Origin of the sequence: Pseudomonas bohemica (genome assembly GCF_002934685.1) — a bacterium.
Classification (GTDB): domain Bacteria; phylum Pseudomonadota; class Gammaproteobacteria; order Pseudomonadales; family Pseudomonadaceae; genus Aquipseudomonas; species Aquipseudomonas bohemica.
The window spans coordinates 134736-154631 of sequence record NZ_NKHL01000119.1; the positions used below are offsets into that span (position 1 = coordinate 134736).

General features: G+C 60.3%; 10 protein-coding genes. 8 read left to right on the forward strand and 2 right to left on the reverse strand.

Features of this window, described 5'->3' with window-relative positions:
- Window positions 1-118: 118 nt before the first annotated feature.
- Window positions 119-2764, reverse strand: coding sequence for a pyruvate dehydrogenase (acetyl-transferring), homodimeric type (aceE, locus tag CE491_RS24845; RefSeq protein WP_110950981.1), 2646 nt, complete (start codon window positions 2762-2764; stop codon window positions 119-121).
- A 387-nt stretch (window positions 2765-3151) separates the two neighbouring features.
- On the opposite strand from aceE, the gene glnE reads away from it, so the two are divergent.
- From glnE to CE491_RS24885, 8 genes are all read left to right on the forward strand, one after another.
- Window positions 3152-6103, forward strand: a complete 2952-nt coding sequence (gene glnE, locus CE491_RS24850; RefSeq protein ID WP_110950982.1) for a bifunctional [glutamate--ammonia ligase]-adenylyl-L-tyrosine phosphorylase/[glutamate--ammonia-ligase] adenylyltransferase — start codon at window positions 3152-3154, stop codon at window positions 6101-6103.
- A 235-nt stretch (window positions 6104-6338) separates the two neighbouring features.
- On the forward strand, window positions 6339-7373 hold the full coding sequence (waaF, locus tag CE491_RS24855) for a lipopolysaccharide heptosyltransferase II (RefSeq protein ID WP_110950983.1): 1035 nt from the start codon (window positions 6339-6341) through the stop codon (window positions 7371-7373).
- Between the two features lies 1 nt (window position 7374).
- Window positions 7375-8439: a lipopolysaccharide heptosyltransferase I gene (gene waaC, locus CE491_RS24860; RefSeq protein WP_110950984.1), complete on the forward strand. Its 1065-nt coding sequence runs from the start codon at window positions 7375-7377 to the stop codon at window positions 8437-8439.
- Window positions 8439-9563, forward strand: coding sequence for a glycosyltransferase family 4 protein (locus CE491_RS24865; RefSeq protein ID WP_110950985.1), 1125 nt, complete (start codon window positions 8439-8441; stop codon window positions 9561-9563). The genes waaC and CE491_RS24865 overlap by 1 nt, the downstream gene beginning before the upstream one ends.
- Window positions 9560-10366, forward strand: a complete 807-nt coding sequence (gene rfaP / locus CE491_RS24870; RefSeq protein ID WP_110950986.1) for a lipopolysaccharide core heptose(I) kinase RfaP — start codon at window positions 9560-9562, stop codon at window positions 10364-10366. The genes CE491_RS24865 and rfaP overlap by 4 nt, the downstream gene beginning before the upstream one ends.
- A complete protein-coding gene (locus CE491_RS24875) occupies window positions 10366-11100 on the forward strand; it encodes a lipopolysaccharide kinase InaA family protein (RefSeq protein WP_110950987.1) in 735 nt (244 codons plus the stop codon). The genes rfaP and CE491_RS24875 overlap by 1 nt, the downstream gene beginning before the upstream one ends.
- Window positions 11097-11852 (forward strand): lipopolysaccharide kinase InaA family protein, encoded by a 756-nt coding sequence (locus tag CE491_RS24880; protein WP_110950988.1) that lies wholly within the window; start codon window positions 11097-11099, stop codon window positions 11850-11852. The genes CE491_RS24875 and CE491_RS24880 overlap by 4 nt, the downstream gene beginning before the upstream one ends.
- Window positions 11853-12018: 166 nt before the next feature.
- Window positions 12019-13458, forward strand: a complete 1440-nt coding sequence (locus tag CE491_RS24885) for a lipopolysaccharide kinase InaA family protein (protein WP_110950989.1) — start codon at window positions 12019-12021, stop codon at window positions 13456-13458.
- A 59-nt stretch (window positions 13459-13517) separates the two neighbouring features.
- On the opposite strand, the gene CE491_RS24890 is transcribed toward CE491_RS24885, so the two are convergent.
- Entirely contained in the window at window positions 13518-19625 is a 6108-nt protein-coding gene (locus CE491_RS24890) for a membrane-targeted effector domain-containing toxin (protein WP_110950990.1), read from the reverse strand.
- Between the last annotated feature and the right edge of the window lie 271 nt (window positions 19626-19896).

The window sequence follows — 19896 nt, forward strand, 5'->3', positions numbered from 1 at the left end:
ACTGCGCTGGTTCCCTAGCGACAAAACAGCCCTGAATGCTCATTTACCGAAGTAAATTCCGCATCGCAGGCTGTTTTGCGCAATCTGTCAGCGCTCTATACGATCTTCAGCGCAGACCTTAGCAGTCCAGCGGGTTGCGTTTTTCCGGGTCGATGCCGAACTTGGTGATGGCTTCAGCCACTACTTTCGGTTCGATATCGCCGCGATCGGCCAAGGCTTCCAGGGCGGCCAGCACGACGAAGTGGCGGTCGACTTCAAAGAAGTTACGCAGCTTCTTGCGGCTGTCGGAACGGCCGAAACCGTCGGTACCCAGGACTTTGTATTCCTTGGTCGGAACCCACTGACGGATCTGGTCAGCGAACAGTTTCATGTAGTCGGTCGACGCGATCACTGGACCTTTGCGACCATTGAGGCATTCTTCAACGTAGCTCAATTGTGGCTTCTGGCCTGGCTTGAGACGGTTGCTGCGCTCTACGGCCAGGCCGTCGCGGCGCAGTTCGTTGAAGCTAGTGACGCTCCAGACGTCCGCGCCGACGTTGAACTCCTCGCGCAGGATCTTCGCCGCTTCGCGAACTTCGCGCAGGATGGTACCCGAACCCAGGAGCTGCACGTGATGCGCGGCTTCCTTGGTGTCTTCTTCCAACAGGTACATGCCCTTGACGATGCCTTCTTCTGCACCGGCCGGGATGGCTGGCTGGGTGTAGGATTCGTTCATCACGGTCAGGTAATAGAAGACGTCCTGTTGCTCTTCGAACATCTTCTTCATGCCGTCCTGAATGATCACCGCCAGCTCGTAGCCGTAGGTCGGATCGTAGGTGCGGCAGTTCGGGATGGTCGAGGCCAGGATGTGGCTGTGACCGTCTTCGTGCTGCAGCCCTTCACCGTTCAGGGTGGTACGACCGGCCGTGCCGCCGACCAGGAAGCCACGGGTGCGGCTATCGCCTGCGGCCCATGCGAGGTCGCCGATACGCTGGAATCCGAACATCGAGTAGAAGATGTAGAACGGAATCATCGGTTGGTTGTGGCTGCTGTACGAAGTACCTGCAGCGATGAAGGAGGACATGGCGCCTGCTTCGTTGATGCCTTCCTCGAGGATCTGACCTTTCTTGTCCTCGCGGTAGAACATCACCTGTTCTTTATCGACCGGCTCGTACAGTTGGCCTACGGAAGAGTAGATGCCCAGTTGACGGAACATGCCTTCCATACCGAAGGTACGGGCTTCGTCCGGGATGATCGGAACGATACGCTGGCCTACTTCCTTGTCCTTGACCAGCTGCGCCAGGATGCGCACGAAGGCCATGGTGGTGGAAATTTCGCGATCGCCGCTGCCGTCCAGGATCGCCTTGAGGGATTCCAGCGGCGGGGTCGGCAGGCTGAAGCTTTCAGCGCGACGTTGTGGCACGAAACCGCCCAGCGCGGCGCGACGCTCGCTCAGGTAACGGGCTTCGGCGCTGCCTTCTTCCGGTTTGAAGAATGGCAGGGAATCGAGCTGTTCGTCCTTGATCGGGATGTCGAAGCGGTCGCGGAAGTGACGCAGGCTGTCCACGTCGACTTTCTTGGTGTTGTGCGCAGTGTTTTTCGCTTCACCGGCGCCGGTGCCATAACCCTTGATGGTCTTGGCCAGAACCACGGTCGGCTGACCCTTGTGGTTAACCGCCTGATGGTAAGCGGCGTAGACCTTGTACGGGTCGTGGCCACCACGGTTGAGTTTCCAGATTTCGTCGTCGGACATGTCCGCAACCATCGCCTTGAGTTCCGGCGAGTTGAAGAAGTGTTCGCGAACGAAGGCGCCGTCTTTGGCCTTGTAGTTCTGGTATTCGCCGTCGATGACTTCGTCCATGCGACGTTGCAGGATGCCATCGACGTCCTTGGCCAGCAGTGGGTCCCAGAAACGGCCCCAGATGACTTTGGTGACGTTCCATTGAGCACCGCGGAACACGCCTTCCAGTTCCTGGATGATCTTGGCGTTGCCGCGAACCGGACCGTCCAGACGCTGCAGGTTGCAGTTCACGACGAAGATCAGATTGTCCAGCTTCTCGCGACCGGCCAGGGCAATGGCGCCCAGGGATTCCGGCTCGTCGGTCTCGCCGTCGCCCAGGAAGCACCAGACCTTCTGCTTGCCCTCAGGGATGTAGCCGCGGTGCTCCAGGTACTTCATGAAGCGCGCTTGATAGATAGCCTGGATCGGACCCAGACCCATCGAAACGGTCGGGAACTGCCAGAAGTCTTTCATCAGCCACGGGTGTGGGTAGGACGACAGACCGTTGCCATCGACTTCCTGACGGAAGTTGTTCATCTGGTCTTCAGTGATACGGCCTTCCATGAACGCACGGGCATAGACGCCTGGCGATGCGTGACCCTGGAAGTAGATCAGGTCGCCGCCGTGTTCGTCGGTCGGGGCCTGGAAAAAGTAGTTGAAGCCGATGTCGTACAGGGTCGCACTGGAAGCGAAGCTGGAGATGTGACCGCCCAGATCCGGATCGCCGATGTTGGTTTTGACAACCATCGCCAGGGCGTTCCAACGCACCAACGAGCGAATGCGGCGTTCCATGAACAGGTCGCCAGGCATGCGTGCTTCGTGGGTGACAGGGATAGTGTTGCGATATGGCGTGGTGATGGCGTACGGCAGCTGCGAACCACTACGTGTGGCCAGCTCGCCCATACGGGTCATCAGGTAATGAGCACGGTCTTCGCCTTCTTTGTCGAGAACCGATTCCAGGGCGTCCAGCCATTCCTGGGTTTCGACGGGATCGAGGTCTTGCATGGCTTGCTCCAGGGCGGAAAGGCTTCCAGAATCGGTTGCCTGAGTTTGTTGCGACTGGCCTTGTGGGCAGACGACGTAAAAATTCTTGGATGACCGGATGGGTACCCGGCGTTGTGTAGTTTTACTACAAATCTTTAGCCGTTTCAGCTTTTCGACTTGTATATACAGTAGTAAAACTACAGCTGAACGATGTTTTCGCTCATGTGTTGCGACGAATCAAATGAATAATGTTGGTGGAAACCATAAAAAGATCAGTTGCTCAATTGTGCTGGCAACCAAAAACAGGTAAATGCCAGCAATTTTTAACCTTTGTTCGACAGTCCGGTCCGTAACGTGTGTACAACCCTCACGGCGGGTAGTCTTTTGAACGCCGATCAAGGATAGACCATGAGCCTCCCCTCGCTGGCTGATCTGCCGGCCGTCCTTCTGCCGTTGGTCACTCGTGCGCAGCAGTCGTTCCGCGCGGCGCTCGCCGCTTCGTCCGATACTGGCCTGGCCACTTTCGATGCCTGGCCCGCCGAACGTCTGGCCGCTTTCGATCGCATCTGCGCGGCCAGCGATTTCGTCGCCGATCAGATCGTGCGCGACCCGCAGATGCTGCTCGATCTCGCCGCATCGGGCGAGCTGGAACGCAGCTTTACGGCCGGTGAGTTGCGTGAGCACATCGCCAATGCGGTTGCCCAAGCGACTACCGACGATGAACTGGGGCGTAATCTACGTCGTCAACGGACACGTCAGCAAGTCCGAATTATCTGGCGCGACCTCTCACGTCGGGCGGATCTGGTCGAAACCTGCCGTGACCTTTCCGACATGGCTGATGGCAGTATCGACCTTGCTTATCGCTGGTTGTACGAGCGGCATTGCCAGCAATTCGGCACGCCAACCGGGCGCCGCAGCGGCGAGCAGCAGCAAATGGTCATCCTCGGAATGGGCAAGCTGGGCGCAGTCGAACTGAACCTGTCCTCCGATATCGATCTGATTTTCGCTTACCCCGAAGGCGGCGAAACACAGGGCGTGAAGCGAGCGCTGGACAACCAGGAATTCTTCATTCGTCTCGGCCAGCGGCTGATTAAAGCTCTGGACCCGGTGACTGTCGATGGGTTCGTCTTCCGCGTCGACATGCGCCTGCGGCCTTACGGTTCATCCGGGGCCCTGGTGCTCAGCTTCAACGCGCTGGAGCAGTATTACCAGGATCAGGGCCGCGACTGGGAACGCTACGCCATGATCAAGGCGCGGGTGGTGGGCGGCGATCAGGCCAAGGGCGCCGAGCTGTTAGAGATGCTGCGACCGTTTGTCTATCGACGTTACCTGGATTTTTCCGCGATCGAAGCGCTGCGCACCATGAAGCAGCTGATTCAGCAGGAAGTCCGCCGCAAAGGCATGGCGGCAAACATCAAACTGGGCTCGGGCGGCATCCGTGAAGTGGAATTCATCGCCCAGGCTTTTCAACTGATTCATGGCGGCCGCGACCTGAGCCTGCAACAGCGACCATTGCTCAAGGTGCTGCGCACGCTCGAAGGGCAGGGCTATCTGCCAGCGGCGGTCATCACCGAACTGCGCGAAGGTTATGAATTCCTGCGCTACACCGAGCATGCCATTCAGGCGATTGCCGACCGGCAGACCCAGATGTTGCCCGAAGATGCGCTGGATCAGGCGCGCATCGCATTGATCATGGGTTTTGCCGACTGGGACGCCTTCCACGAGAAGTTGATGTACTGGCGCGGCCGAGTTGACTGGCATTTCCGGCAGGTCATCGCGGACCCCGATGAGGAAGAGGGTCAGGAGGACGGCGGCGAAGAGATTGTCGGCGGCGAATGGTTGCCGCTGTGGGAAGAATCGCAAAACGAAGAAAGCGCCTGTCTTCAGCTGCAGGGAGGCGGATTCGCCGATGCGCCGAAAGCGCTGAAACATCTGAGCAACCTGCGTAACAGCTCCCAGCTGCGCTCGATGCAGCGTCTTGGGCGGGAACGGCTCGACGCGTTCATTCCGCGTTTGCTCGCCCAAGCGGTCGAACACGACAATCCCGATCTGGTTCTCGAACGCGTGCTGCCTCTGGTCGAAGCAGTGGCGCGGCGTTCGGCTTATCTGGTGCTGCTGACGGAAAACCCCGGCGCGCTACGACGCTTGCTCACCCTGTGCGCGGCCAGCCCCTGGATTGCCGAGCAGATCGCCCGCTTCCCGCTCTTGCTCGATGAGCTGCTCAACGAGGGACGCTTGTTCAGCCCGCCGCAGGCGCCTGAGCTGGCGGCCGAGTTGCGCGAGCGACTGACGCGGATCCCTGAAGACGATCTGGAGCAGCAGATGGAAGCACTGCGCCACTTCAAACTGGCGCATCGCCTGCGTGTCGCGGCTTCGGAAATCACCGGCAGCCTGCCACTGATGAAAGTCAGCGATTACCTGACCTGGCTGGCCGAGGCGATTCTCGAGCAGGTGCTGGCGCTGGCCTGGCGGCATACCGTTGCCCGTCATGGGGCGCCGCGCCGTCCCGATGGTACGTTGTGTGATCCGGGATTCGTGATAGTCGGTTACGGGAAAGTCGGCGGCATAGAACTGGGGCATGGTTCGGACCTGGATCTGGTGTTCATTCATGACGGCGATCCGCAGGCCGAGACCGATGGCGCCAAACCGATCGACGGCGCGCAGTTCTTCACCCGGCTTGGGCAGCGGATCATTCACCTGATCACCACGCAGACCAACTCCGGCCAGCTGTATGAAGTGGACATGCGTCTACGACCCTCCGGTGCGTCGGGCCTGCTGGTCAGTTCGCTGGGTGCGTTTTCGCGTTATCAGGAGAACGAAGCCTGGACCTGGGAGCATCAGGCTTTGGTGCGTGCGCGAGTGCTGGTGGGCAGCGCCGATGTGGGTAAGGGGTTCGAGGCCGTACGCGCTTCAGTGCTGGGGCGTGCGCGCGATCTGACGCTGTTACGACAGGAAGTCAGCGACATGCGCGCCAAGATGCGCGACAACCTCGGCACTCGGGGCACGGCGGCCGGAAAGGGTGAAAACGCCTTCGAGCCCACGTCGTCGTTCGATCTCAAGCAGGACGCCGGTGGTATCGTCGATATCGAATTTATGGTGCAATACGCGGCCTTGGCGTGGTCCAGAGAGCATCCCGCTCTGCTTCGATACACCGATAACATCCGCATTCTCGAGGGTCTGGAAGAGGCAGGTTTGCTACCCGCCGCCGACGCGAGCCTGTTGCGCGAGGTGTATAAGGCGTACCGTTCCGCCGCTCACCGACAAGCCCTGCAGAAGGATGCGGGCGTGGTCAGCGGCGATCAGTTCGCCAGCGAGCGGCGTGAAGTGATGCGGATCTGGGGGCAGTTGGGGTTGAGTTGATAGATGAAGGAATTTTCATTGAGTCCTCCAGACCCTTCGTGAGCAAGCTCACCCCCACGGTAGATCGTGAATCCTGCGGGAGCGAGCTTGCTCGCGAAGGGGTCAGTAAAACACTGCAAAGTCCGGATGTTGGCGGGCATATATAAAGCTATGACAGGGAGGCGTCAGGCTGTGTGCAAGCACCACGCAGTCTGATGGGCCTCCCTGCTCGTTTCTGGTCGTTTTTGGATTGAGCATGAGAATTCTGATCGTAGGGCCCAGCTGGGTCGGTGACATGGTGATGGCGCAGACGCTGTTCCAGTGCCTGAAGCAGCGTCACCCGCAATGCGAGATCGATGTCCTGGCCCCCGAGTGGAGCCGGCCGATCCTTGAGCGTATGCCCGAGGTGCGCAAGGCCTTGAGCTTTCCGCTCGGTCACGGCGCCCTTGAACTGGCGACTCGCCGGCGCATCGGTAAATCGCTCAAGGGCCAGTACGACCAGGCGATTCTGCTGCCCAATTCCCTGAAGTCGGCGTTGGTGCCGTTCTTCGCCGGCATCCCGAAACGCACCGGCTGGCGTGGCGAATTCCGCTATGGCCTGCTCAACGACGTGCGCACGCTGGATAAACAGAAATACCCGTTGATGATCGAGCGCTTCATGGCGCTGGCCTACGAGAGGGACGCTGAACTGCTGCGTCCTTATCCTAAACCGAGCCTGCAAATCGAAACCGCCAGCCGCGATGCCGCGCTTGCCAAGTTCGGGCTGAGCCTTGATCGGCCAGTCCTGGCGTTGTGCCCTGGCGCAGAATTCGGCGAGTCCAAACGCTGGCCGTCCGAGCACTATGCCAGGGTCGCCGAAGCGAAGATCCGCGAGGGTTGGCAGGTCTGGCTGTTCGGTTCGAAGAACGATCATGCGGTTGGTGAAAGCATCCGCGAACGTTTGATTCCCGGCCTGCGTGAAGAGTCGACCAATCTGAGCGGCGGCACTTCCCTGGCCGAAGCCATCGACCTGTTGTCGTGCGCCGATGCCGTGGTCTCCAACGATTCCGGGCTGATGCACGTCGCCGCTGCGCTAAATCGTCCGCTGGTCGCGGTCTACGGCTCTACCTCGCCGGGCTTCACACCGCCGCTGGCCGATCAGGTCGAGATCGTGCAATTGGGCATCGAATGCAGCCCCTGCTTTGATCGCACCTGCCGTTTCGGCCACTACAACTGCCTGCGTCTGCTGGAGCCGGATTCGGTGATCCAGGCCTTGAGGCAGCTGGGCGGCACGCCGGTAGAGGTCGCCTGACTTGCGGGTACTGCTGATCAAGACCTCGTCGCTGGGTGACGTCATTCATACCCTGCCTGCGCTGACCGATGCCGCTCGCGCGGTACCCGGCATTCAGTTCGACTGGGTGGTGGAAGAAGGCTTCGCGGAAATCCCGACCTGGCATCCCGCGGTGTCCGGGGTGATTCCGGTGGCTATCCGTCGCTGGCGCAAAAACCTCTGGCAGACCTTCAGGAATGGCCAGTGGCGCCAGTTCAAACAGCGGCTGCGCGACACTCATTACGATCTGGTCATCGACGCTCAGGGCCTGCTGAAAAGTGCCTGGCTGACGCGTTATGTCAAAGCGCCTGTCGTCGGTCTGGACAAAAACTCTGCACGTGAGCCTCTGGCTGCGCGCTTTTATGATCGGACCTACCCCGTGGCCCGTGGGCAGCACGCGGTCGAGCGCCTGCGTCAGCTATTCGCGCAAGCACTGGGCTACCAAATACCTGCGGGCCTTGGCGATTACGGGCTTGATCGTAGCCGACTGCTGAACGCCGAAAGCGACACGCCGTTCGTGCTGTTTTTGCACGGCACCACCTGGGACACCAAGCACTGGCCGGAGCTTTACTGGCGTCAGCTGGCCGAACGCATGATCGGGCAAGGGCTGGAGGTGCATCTGCCGTGGGGCAATCCGGCAGAAAAGGCCCGCGCCGAGCGTATCGCCGAGGGCCTTGATAAAGCCGTCGTGCTCCCCAAACTCAATCTGGCCGGCGTCGCCAAAGTGCTGGCTGGCGCGCAAGGCTGCGTGGCCGTGGACACAGGCCTTGGGCATCTGGCGGCGGCGCTGGACGTGCCGACCCTGTCGTTGTTCGGCCCCACCAATCCTGGCCTGACCGGCGCTTATGGCAAGTCGCAAGTCCATCTGGCGGGCGACTATCCGGCCTGTGCGCCATGCCTGCAAAAGAAATGCACCTATCGACCGACGGCTGAAGATCAGCGTCAGTTCGATACCGAACGCGAGTGGCCGATGTGCTTCACTCGCCTGAATCCCGAGCGAGTAGCGAGCCAGTTGGGTTCGCTGTTGCTGGCAAAGGAACATCCGTGATGCAACTGGCCTTCGTGCTTTATAAATACTTTCCCTTCGGTGGCCTGCAGCGCGATTTCATGCGCATCGCCCTGGAATGTCAGCAACGCGGTCACACCATCCGCGTCTACACCCTGATCTGGGAAGGCGACGTGCCGCCTGGCTTCGAAGTGCTGGTGGCGCCGGTCAAGGCGATCTTCAACCATCGACGCAACGAAAAACTCACCGACTGGATGAACGCCGACCTGGCCAAACGCCCGGTGGATCGTCTGATCGGTTTCAACAAAATGCCCGGCCTGGACGTGTATTACGCCGCCGATGGCTGCTTCGAAGACAAGGCGCAAACCCTGCGTCACGGCCTGTACAAGCATTGGGGCCGCTATCGCCACTTCGCCGCTTACGAGCGCGCGGTGTTCGCCAGGGATGCGAAAACCGAAGTGCTGATGATCTCCGAAGTGCAGCAGCCGCTGTTCATCAAGCATTACGATACGCCGCTTGAGCGCTTCCATCTGCTGCCGCCGGGGATTTCCCAGGATCGTCGCGCGCCGGAGAACGCCGCCGAGATTCGTGCCGAGTTCCGTCGCGAGTTCAAGCTGGGCGATGACGACCTGCTGCTGGTGCAGATCGGTTCCGGCTTCAAGACCAAGGGCGTCGACCGTAGCCTCAAGGCGCTGGCTGCGCTGCCGTCGGAGCTCAGAAAACGCACGCGGCTGTTTGTCATCGGCCAGGACGATCCCAAGGTGTTCCAGCTGCAAAGCACAGCGCTGGGACTGAGCGACAACGTCACCTTCATGAAAGGCCGCAGCGACATCCCGCGTTTCCTGTTGGGTGCTGATCTGTTGATTCACCCGGCCTACAACGAGAACACCGGCACCGTGCTGCTCGAAGCATTGGTCGCGGGGCTGCCGGTGCTGGTCAGCGCGGTGTGTGGTTACGCCCATTACATCGCCGAGGCCGACAGCGGTCTGGTACTGGATGAGCCGTTCGAGCAGAGCCAGCTCAATCAATTCCTGGCCCGCATGCTCAAGGATGACGCCGCGCGCGATGTGTGGCGTCGCAATGGGCTGGCATTCGCCGACACGGCTGATCTTTACAGCATGCCGCAGCGCGCTGCGGATGTGATTCTGGCGGAGCACCACGGATGAAATTGATCCTTGCTGAACCCTTCAAGAGCCTCTGGGCCGGACGCGATGCGTTCGAAGCCGTCGAGGCGCTGCAAGGTCAGGTTTATCGCGAACTGGAAAACCGCCGCACGCTGCGCACTGAAGTCGACGGGCGTGGCTATTTCGTCAAGATTCATCGCGGCATCGGCTGGGGTGAAGTGGCGAAGAACCTGCTCAGCGCCAAATTGCCGGTGCTCGGTGCAGGACAGGAATGGCAAGCGATCAACCGCCTGCACGAAGTCGGCGTGCCGACCATGACCGCGGTGGCCTATGGCGAGCGTGGCAACAGTCCGGCGTCGCAACACTCATTCATCGTCACCGAGGAACTGGCGCCGACCGAAAGCCTGGAAGACGTCAGCATCAACTGGCGCAACGAGCCACCCGAGCCGCGCATGAAGCGGGCGTATATCGCCGAAGTCGCGCGTCTGGTCGGCATGATGCATCGCGCCGGGGTCAACCATCGCGACTGCTACATCTGCCATTTCCTGCTGCACACCGACACGCCGGTCACGCCCGAGGACTTCAAGCTTTCGGTGATCGACCTGCACCGCGCCCAGACCCGCCCGGCGATCACCATGCGCTGGCGCAACAAGGACCTGGCCGCGCTGTATTTTTCGGCGATGGATATCGGACTGACCCGTCGCGACAAGCTGCGCTTCCTCAAGGGTTACTTTCAGCAGCCGCTGCGGCAGATTCTCGCCGAAGAATCGGCATTGCTCAGTTGGCTCGAAGCCAAGGCCGAGAAGCTCTATCAGCGCAAACTGCGCTATGGGGATGCGCTCTGATGGCGGGTTGGAACCTTGAACCGGAATACGCTGCGCTGGCCGATGACTTCGGCTCTCTGGACGCTGTTTTTGCCCTGCAAGGCGAACGCCTGACACGCGATCCACTGTCGGAAGTGATTCGCGTCGAGCGCGGCGGGGTGAACTATTACGTCAAGCGCTACGTGGCCGCGGGCAAGGGCCTGCGCCGCTACCTGGGTCGGCCGCGGGTCAAGTCCGAGTGGCAGAATCTCAAGCGTTTCGCCAAGTGGGGCATCCCGACCGCCGAGGTCGTGGCCTGGGGGCTAGAGCGCAAGGGCGCCGCTTATGATCGTGGCGCGTTGATCACTCGCGAATTGCCGCGCACCGAGGATTTGTCGGAGCTGGCCCGAACCCATGACGCGCGTCTGAACGACCGTGCCTGGGTCGATGGCATCAGCCAGCAGGTCGCACACTACACCCGGGCCATGCACGATCATCACTTCACCCATAACGATCTGAAGTGGCGCAATCTGCTGGTGGATGATCGCTCGACGGTGTTCCTGATCGACTGTCCCAACGGCGCGTTCTGGGTCAGCTTCATGCTGCGCTATCGCATCACCAAGGATCTGGCGTGTCTGGACAAGGTGGCCAAATATCACCTGTCGGCCACCCAGCGCCTGCGTTTTTATCTGCAATATCGGGGGCGCGAACGCCTGAATGATTCAGACAAAAAGCGCATTCGGCACATCGTCAGCTTTTTCGAGGGACGCGAATGAGTGTTTTCATCGCTGAAACCGACCGCGCCCTGCTGGAGCGTCACGGTCTGGCGGATTTCGACTCGCTGTGGGACGTGGAACTCGACGCGGTCGACGAGCCCAACACCGGGCGCGGCGGCTGGAGCAGCGTGTTTCGCCTGGAGCTTGACGGTTCGGGCTATTACCTCAAGCGCCAGAGCAACTACCTGACTCGCACCTTGCATCATCCGCTGGGCGAACCTTCGTTCTCCCGCGAGTTTCGCAACATCAGCCTGTACCGGAAACTCGGGATTCCGGCGCTGCACGCGGTGTTCTATGGCGAGAAGAAGGTCGAGGGCGAGCGCAGGGCGATCCTGATGACTCGCGCGCTGGATGGCTGGACCGATCTGGACACTTTGCTGTTGCAGTGGGGCGAGCTGTCTGCCACGCGGCGCCTGGCCATTCTGCAGGCCTGCGGGCAACTGGCGCGCACGCTGCACAAGGCCGGGCAGGTGCATGGCTGTTTCTATCCCAAGCACATTTTTCTCAAGGCGAAGGGCGGCGCGTATCAGGCCCAATTGATCGACCTTGAGAAAACCCGCAAATCGATCTTCGGCCAGCGCGACCGGGTCAAGGACATCGAACCGCTGCTGCGCCGCGCGCCGGTATGGAACGAAGCGGAAATCCGCGAACTGCTCGCGGCCTATTTGCAGGCGCCGGGCGACAGTGGTCTGGTTGATGCGTGGTGGCAGCGCTTGGCCAGGCGTGGGAGTCATAAGCGCAGCAATCGATAAGCATGATTTAAGTGGATACAGACCTGTGGGGTGAGCTTGCTTACGAAGGGTGCAGTACACCCAACCCATTTGCTGTGCAGAACTACCGTCTTCGTGAGCAAGCTCACTCCCACAGGTAACTTGTACCTGTCAGATCACGGATCCAGTTGAATGAAAGAGGGCGCTGATGCGTTTGTCTGAACTGAAAAACGCCGGTCGCACCCCGACGCTGCCGATGAGCATTGCGTTGGCGGATGCTGCCGGTCCGGCCGAGTTGCAACTGCTGAGCCTGCTGCGCGTGCTGCCCGGTCAGCGCTACGTGGGCGCCGGAGTCTGGCGCGGGCGGCCGGTGTTGGCCAAGTTGCTGGTCGGGCACAAGGCGCCTCGGCATTTTCAGCGCGAGCTTGCAGGCGTGCAGTTGCTTGCCGAGCAGGGCCTGACCACACCGTTGCTGTTGGCCGATGGGCTTGAGGAAGGCGAGGGCGGCTGGCTGCTGTTCGAGTTTCTCGATCAGGCCCGCAGCCTTGGCGATGCGTGGAAGTCCGTCGAATACCTGCCGCCATTGGCCGATGAACAAACCGCCGTGCTGGGCGAAGCACTTGCTGTCGTCGGGCAAATGCACGCCAAGGGCCTGTGGCAGGAAGACCTGCATCTGGACAACCTGCTACGTCAGAACGGCAATCTCTACCTTATCGATGGCGCTGGCATTCGCGTCGAAGAAGCCGGCAAGCCGCTGTCCCGCCAGAAGGTGCTGGAAAACCTAGGTGTGTTCTTTGCCCAATTGCCAAAGACGCTCGAACCCTTCACCGAAGAACTGCTGGTCTACTACCTGTTGAGCAATGGCGAACACGCGCTGCCCGTCGAAGCGTTGCGAAAACAGATCGACAAGGTCAGCCAATGGCGCCTGCGCGATTACCTGATCAAGGTTGGGCGAGAGTGCAGCCTGTTCGGCGTTTCGGATGGCCCGTTCGGGCTGCGCGCGATTCGTCGCGAGGAAGAAGCTGCCATGCTGCCGGTGCTCGACAACGCAGACACCCTGATCGACAGCGGCCACCTGTACAAAACCGGAGGCGCCGCGAGCGTGGCCAGAGCCGAGGTCAATGGCCGGGCCTTGGTAATCAAGCGCTACAACATCAAGAACTTCACTCATTGGCTCAAACGCTTCTGGCGCCCGAGCCGCGCCTGGCATTCGTGGCGTGAAGGCAATCGTCTGATGTTTCTCGGCATCGCCACGCCCAAGCCACTGGCGTTATTGGAGCAGCGAATCTTCTGGTTACGGCGCAAGGCTTATCTGGTCACCGAATACCTGCCGGGTCCCGACATCATCGAGCGTTTCGCGCCCTATGCCACCACAGGCGATGCGCCGGAAAGTGAGTTGCAGGCGCTGGACAGGCTGTTCGCGCAGTTGATCCGCGAGCGCATCAGCCACGGCGATCTGAAGGGGCATAACGTGTTCTGGCATCAGGACCGCTGGGCCCTGATCGATCTCGACGCCATGTGTCAGCACAGCTCGCAAAGCGCGTTCGCTGCGGCGTTTGCCAAGGATCGCGCGCGGTTCATGCGCAACTGGCCGGCCGACAGCGCGCTACACCAATTGCTGGAGCAGCGGCTGCCTAAAGCGCCTTGAGAGGGTATGCCGAAGTGGACAGCCTGTTCAGGAGCTGGCACTTCGGCATTTGGGCGTGGTTACCCCACTTGGTTAAAGCCGTTGCGCTGCAGTTTGCGCAACAGCGTATCCAGGTTTTCCTGAGGCTGCAGGTGAAGGTTCATCGCGGCCCAGTTCGGGCGATCGACAAACACCTTGCCCTCGGCGTCAGTCAGCACGGGTGTGCGATAAATCGCGTTATCTCGAGCCCTGTGGACGATGACCGCAGGCTGTCCGGACTTTTGCTCGACCAACATCATGCCAGGCCGCGCCAAGCGCTCTTCCGGGGGCAGAGTGGGTGAAGGCGTGAGGTCGATGATGGTGCCCGGCACCTCTATATCAATCTTGAAATCGCTCTTGATGAAGCCTTCTCGGCCGCCCAGTGGCAGCCGCGAATATTCGCCGACGTCGATGGTAATTCCTCGGGAGGCCCCGGGGGCCACGTCATCCAGGCGAAGGCCAATCGCCCCTTCCAGCTCGGCGATGCCGGGTACGGTTTTGTAGGTGTTGCAGTGAGTATTGCCCACGAGCGCGACCCACCTGTGCTTGCCAACGATCGCCTGATGGCGGCGAATCGTGCGCGAGGCGAAGTAATTCATCATCTGCTGTCGAGTGGTCGGGGTCTCCAGACGAATGCCTTTGAGGTGATAACTGGCGGCACAATCGATGGCGCGAACTTCAATGCCGTGTTGTTGGGCCTTGAGCACCAGGTTTTCAAAGGTGTACAGCTTGCTCGGGTCGGTCAGATGACCGCGATCCAGACTTCGTAGATCGCCCAGCAGCCGCTCGCTCATATGACCTGTCTCGAAAAAACGATCCAGGTCCAGCTGATGCAGGTCGGTCATCAGATGCTCCATGTACAGCGTCTTCACGTTCTGTTGTGTGAGCAGCGGCAGGTTGTCGATGATGAATTTCTTGCTGGCGATCGACGCGTGAAACTCGCCGACGACCACGCCATCGGTTTGCTGATAAAGGTCGGTGATGAATTGTTCGATGCCAGGTTGCGACTCAAGGACTGGCATCGTCGGACGCGCGGCAAAATCGTCGAAGATGATGTGCCGCGAATCCGTTTGCAGTTTCTGACGTAATTCGTAGAAATGCTCCTCTACCGGTACGGCCTTCTCGTCAGGAGAAAAGTACCGGCTGTCCAGGCCACGGTGCCGGTTGTAGGCCAGCTCGTGCAGCATCTCGCGCATCTCTGTGGGCATCTCATACGCCGCGTCGGCGAGCGACTGTTGCAGTGCCGTCGGCGAAGTGTCGGTAACCCACTGCTCAGGGGCGATGCGTTGCCAGCCTGCCGATTCGTCCCAGCGAAAACCTGTGGCAGCGGGGCGGGCTTTTTCGGAAACCGCAACGGCAGGGCTGTTCAGGTTGCTCGCAATATCGGTGGGCAGGGCAGGGTCAGCCATACTCGGGTTGGCAAACTCGATCTTGAAGTCGCACGGCGCCGAATGGGCATTGGTGGCCGCTCGGCCAGTATCGACGCTGATGCGTGTTGCCCGGCCCGCTGGCACATCTTCGATGTGCACGCTGATCACACCTTGCAACTCGGCAATACCGGGGATTTGTTCGTCGGTGGTTGCCACCTCCTGGTCGAGCAAGGCGATCCAGCGCCTGGTCGGATCTTGAGCAACGTCCGCGCTGATGACCTTGTGGCCGAAGAAGTTGCTCATTTTTTTTGCCGCTGCGCTGTCCGCGGCAGGCGTTGCGACCTCGAAGCCATCCACCGGATAGCTGACCGAGGAGTTCAATGGACGAACCTCGATGCCGTGGCGATGAGCTTCCTTGATGAGGTGGTAGTAGTCGAATTCGCGGCTTGTATTATCCAGCGCGCCACCGTTGATGAACTCCAGATGGTATTTGATCTCGTGAGAACCGGAGCGAATGGTTCGGCCTTTGTTGTGATACTTGGCCAACTTGCGCAGGTGTTTGTCGGTGAACAGGTGTGGCAGGTAAATAATTTCGACACGCTGCTGGACCAGGTCCTGCATGTGTTTGATGAGCAAATGTTTGCTGGCGATGGATTTGGGCGCTTCGCTCAGGACCAGTCCTTTGCTGTGGGTAAAGATACTTTCCAGAAAGCTGCCGACACCTGCGGGCGAGTTGATTGCGGGGATCGGCGGGCGAGGAGGCAGCACAACGGCTTGCTCGAAGAACTCCTGGGCGCGGTCGTAAAGCTTCTTTTTGACCGCACGCAGCACTTCCCGCATCTCTGCGTAAAAAACTTCGAAGTATTCCTCCAGTCCCGCGCCCAGGTCATCCAGCGGCGCAATGTCGATGATTCTGTCCAAATGGCGCTGATAGTTCTTCGGCACTTGGAACTCATCCAGGCTCGAATGCGCAGTGGCGCTTGTCGCTGTTTGCGCCTGCAACGGCGTGAAGCCGGTGAGGTCATCCTTGCCGCCGCCGCGCAGGCCCGTGCGCTCGATCAGCCTCCACTGGCCTTGGTTGTCCAGTTTTACTGGCTGGCGCCCGAAAAACGCATACGGGTTTTGCGGGTCGACAATATTCCAGCAGCGAAGGCTCGCGTCGTACTGGACCTGATAGACCCGCCCGTTCATTTCGATGTAATGCGTGCCGTTACCCAGGTAGACGCCGTTGGCGTGTCCTTCAGTGACCCGAGGCAGGTCGCGCAGGGAAATATGCACGACACGGTCGGCACTCACTGCATCCGGCCTGGGCGGCGTTGCAGTGGAGAATGACTGCCCAAGCGGCCGCCAAGCGCCGCTGGCATCTTTGAGCGCATAGTGCCTTGTCGCGTAAACATCCTCATTGTCGAAACCCAGACTGCGGTACACCGGCGCCTGGCCGTTCGCATTGGGCTTGCCGATCAGGAACGGCTCATCCTCGAGTTCGATCGGATAGAGTTTTTCGCTTTTGGTTGAGCGCGACAGTTTTTTCAGCGCGGCAGGCTTAGCGGTAGTGTTCGAGCCCTTGCCCAGCTTGCGCAGCAGGCCGCCAAAACCCTTCAAACCTGACTGCAAGTCGCCTGCGGCCCCGGCCATGTTCAGCATCGAGGCAAGAATCAGCGCATCGGCGTCTTCCGGCGACTCGCCCGTCAGCGCCTGAAATGCCTTGAAGCTGTCACGCAGCGAAAGCCCGACGCCGACCACGAAGCTGGCAGGCGGGAATGGCATCGTAAGCACCGTGGCAACGATGTCGACAGTGGTCCAGATCAACTGGCTAAGCATGTCATGGCGACCGGTCGTGGTGTCCTCCACGTCCCGCAGCTTGCGTTCGATCGGCCGGTTAAAGCAGAACTGCGCGAAGTCGGCGATCGACTCCTTTGGAATGACCGGTGGTTTGTTGGCATTGCCCTGTTTCATATCGTTGAGGAAGAATGACAGAACTCGGCGCGCGTTGATTCGGCAACGATCCTTGTAGTAGTCGATCATGCCCGGTTGACTGAGGGATGCAACGAACGAACCGAATACCCGGAACTCGACCCCGTCGGGGGCTTGCGGTGTATAAAGCAGCGGCGCGAGCCTGTTTTCGTTGGATAACAGGGCGAAGCAGCCTTGCACGGTTTCCAAATGAGTCAGCTTGGTGTTGGGAATGACCAGTTGATCCAGCAGCTTCAAGTGCGAGGCGATGAAGGGTTTGTCGATGTGGATTTGCAGCGGATGAATCGGATAGCGGGCACGGCTCTCGGCGTCGGTGCGATGAGCGTTGTCGATGGCGACTTCGAGCCATTGATATTGAGCCGCATCGATGTGTCCTTTGAGCAGGCTGCGCAGTGCGGCGGCCTGCATCTGCAGGCAGGTGATCTGCGTGCTGGCCTGGCGGCGGAATCCGTAACCGGTGGATGCAGGGTCCAGCAGCGTACGCCTGATCAGCGCGACGTAGGCGTCACAGAGCCATTTGCCACGCACCGAGCCTGCGACCTGCTCCGGCGTGAGAGCGCTCAGATCAACGCCTTCCGGCCCGCTGAACGTCGCCATGGTATCGGCGGCCGGGTTGAGAAAGCCGAGGCTGTCGTCATAGCCGTTGCGCATCATCTGGGTGTAGGTCAGCGTTTCTCGCGCAGACGTGATGACGATGCGGTCAGGGTCCACAGTGCCGGCGGGCACGTTAAGCAACTGAGCGATTTTCTCGCTGGCACGCTGGTGCACATAGTCATCGAACGCCTGAACCCTGGTATGCGGCTGCGCGTCGTAATTACTGACGGCGCCATTGATCGCGTCTTCCAGAGCCAGCAGTTTTTGGCGCTGGGCGGGACTGGCCTTCATATACCAGTCGGGGGTGTGGGCTTGCTGATTGGAAAGCGTGATCTGCACCAATTCGCTGACCAGCCCTTGCAAAGCTGCGTCGTAGCCTTGCAGTGTCGTCAGCTGCACGAAGTCGGGCTCGGGGTGAGGTTTGTGTGTGAGAGCGTCCAGGGTCTGGTTCAGCGCAGGGCGATTGGAGGCTTGCAGTTGGGCGAGCAAGTAGTCGCGCATCTGGGGAATGGTCGCCCACGCCACCAGTTCATGGAGCAGCTGCGTTTCGTTGGCAAAGCTCTGGAACAGCTGAGTTCGCGGCGCGTCCGAGGCGAACATGATCAGCCGCTCAAGCTCTCCCTGGGCATTGTCTTTCCTCACGACCAACAGGCGCGCAAGGACGTTGTCATTCATTCGAATGTGCTGGACCGTCAACCTTGCGCCGTCTTCAAGAGGCATGGACCCGGTCATGGCCTTGATCGCGGCGAAGTCGTCGGCCGATATATGGCCCTGCATTCTGGCGGCATAGGCCGACTCGGCCAGCTGGATGCCGATCAACTCGCCCATCAGTTTCTGGTTGGACACCCTGGCGTAGGTCTTGCGCTGATACTCCCCGAAGCTGGCTCGAAGATTCAGCGCCTCGATGGTACGGGCCATATAAGCAGGCGTCAGCGCGGGGTGAGTGCTGCCCACCGGCACGCCATCGATGCTGATTCTGGTCTTGGTCAGAAAAGCCGAGCCCGGCGCCTGGTCATCCGGGTGCAGGCCATAAAGCGCCAGCTGGGGCAGGGTGCGCGTGATGGTGTAGTGCTGGCCGGTAATCGGCAGGGTGCGCTGGGTACTCACGCTGATCTTGTCGGGCGCGAGGTCGTAACCCAGATCGTTGGCGATGGCCGCGCGCAGGCTGACATCTGCATATTGCTCGGCAGAAGCCGCTCCGTTAAGGGCACTGGATAGGGCTTCGCGGGCCTGGTCGTAACGCTGCATGTGCTGTTTGAGCAATTCGAGATCCGTCACCGAAGCGATTTTGATCCACTGCGGCAAGGCCGCGCGCATATTGCGTTCGGCCAGCACTCGTTCGCGTCGCTCCAGCATCGCTGCCGGCCCGAACAGTCCGGACATGGCAATGGCGCGCTCGATCTGTGCGGCCCGTTGGTCAGGGTCAGTGGTCAGCCCGGCGCCACAGACATAGCGCACATCCTCACGTTGCTTATCGATCTGGCTTTGCACCGCATGCAAGTACGGATTGGCTGTGATGGCCTGTAGCTGCACATCGGATGCGCTGAAGGCGTCGATGAACAGGTCCGAATCATTGGCGACGGCGAAGGCTATGTCCTGATGGCGCTGATCGGCGTTGATCAGCAAGGCCCAGCGCAGTTCCGTGTCGTTGAGCCACTGAGCGACGGTATCGAGCAGTGCGTGCCGGGTCGCGAACTCGGTCAGGCCGATGCCCGGCAATGCCAGCAGCGTGCGCCCGGTTGCCAACGTCATGACCAGCGCACCCCGGATTTCCACCCGGGTCGCAGCGTTGAATTGCACATGCAGCGATGAGGCGCTGACCTGGCCCTGCGCGCCGTCACTTGAGGCGGGGCCGGACTGCGCCATACACGTTACGGCGTCCGGTCTGAGTTCGTTCTCGTGGGATTTGATCAAGGCCTCGTCATGGATCGACTTTTCTAGGCAGTCAGCAAATAGACTTGCCCGACTTCGTCCCGAGGCGCTGAGCGTTTGCCAGTAGCTGGTGAGGCGTTGCAACAGACCACTGACGTGCTCCTCGACTTGCACTTTGTTTCCGCTCTTCAGGGCGTCGAGCAATACCTGCGGTGCCTTGGGCAAATGACGCGATTCTTCGACGAGGGTTGTGTGGGTCTGGATCAGACGTTTCAGCGCGGCTGCAGCGCCAGGCTGCGTGGCAGCAGGTGCTGCGCGGACAGGTGTGAGCTTGAGCATGGATCGTGTTTCCTGATTGGCCCTCTGGAAAGCAGGGCGCCGTCAACGCGGGATTGCGTGATGCGCAAGCAATCAATCAGGGTTCGTTCAGGGCAGGGCGGTAGATATGTATTGCAGTGCATCTGCAGCAGCGGCTCACGAAAAGGCGTCTTCCCCGCGTTGCCGTCGGCCGTTGTGCGCCCGGACAACCACCGGCACGGTTTTATTCGCCCCGCGCCATATCTTGGTTCATTACGCTATAATCCCGCCCTTTAGCTGCCCGCCGCACTTG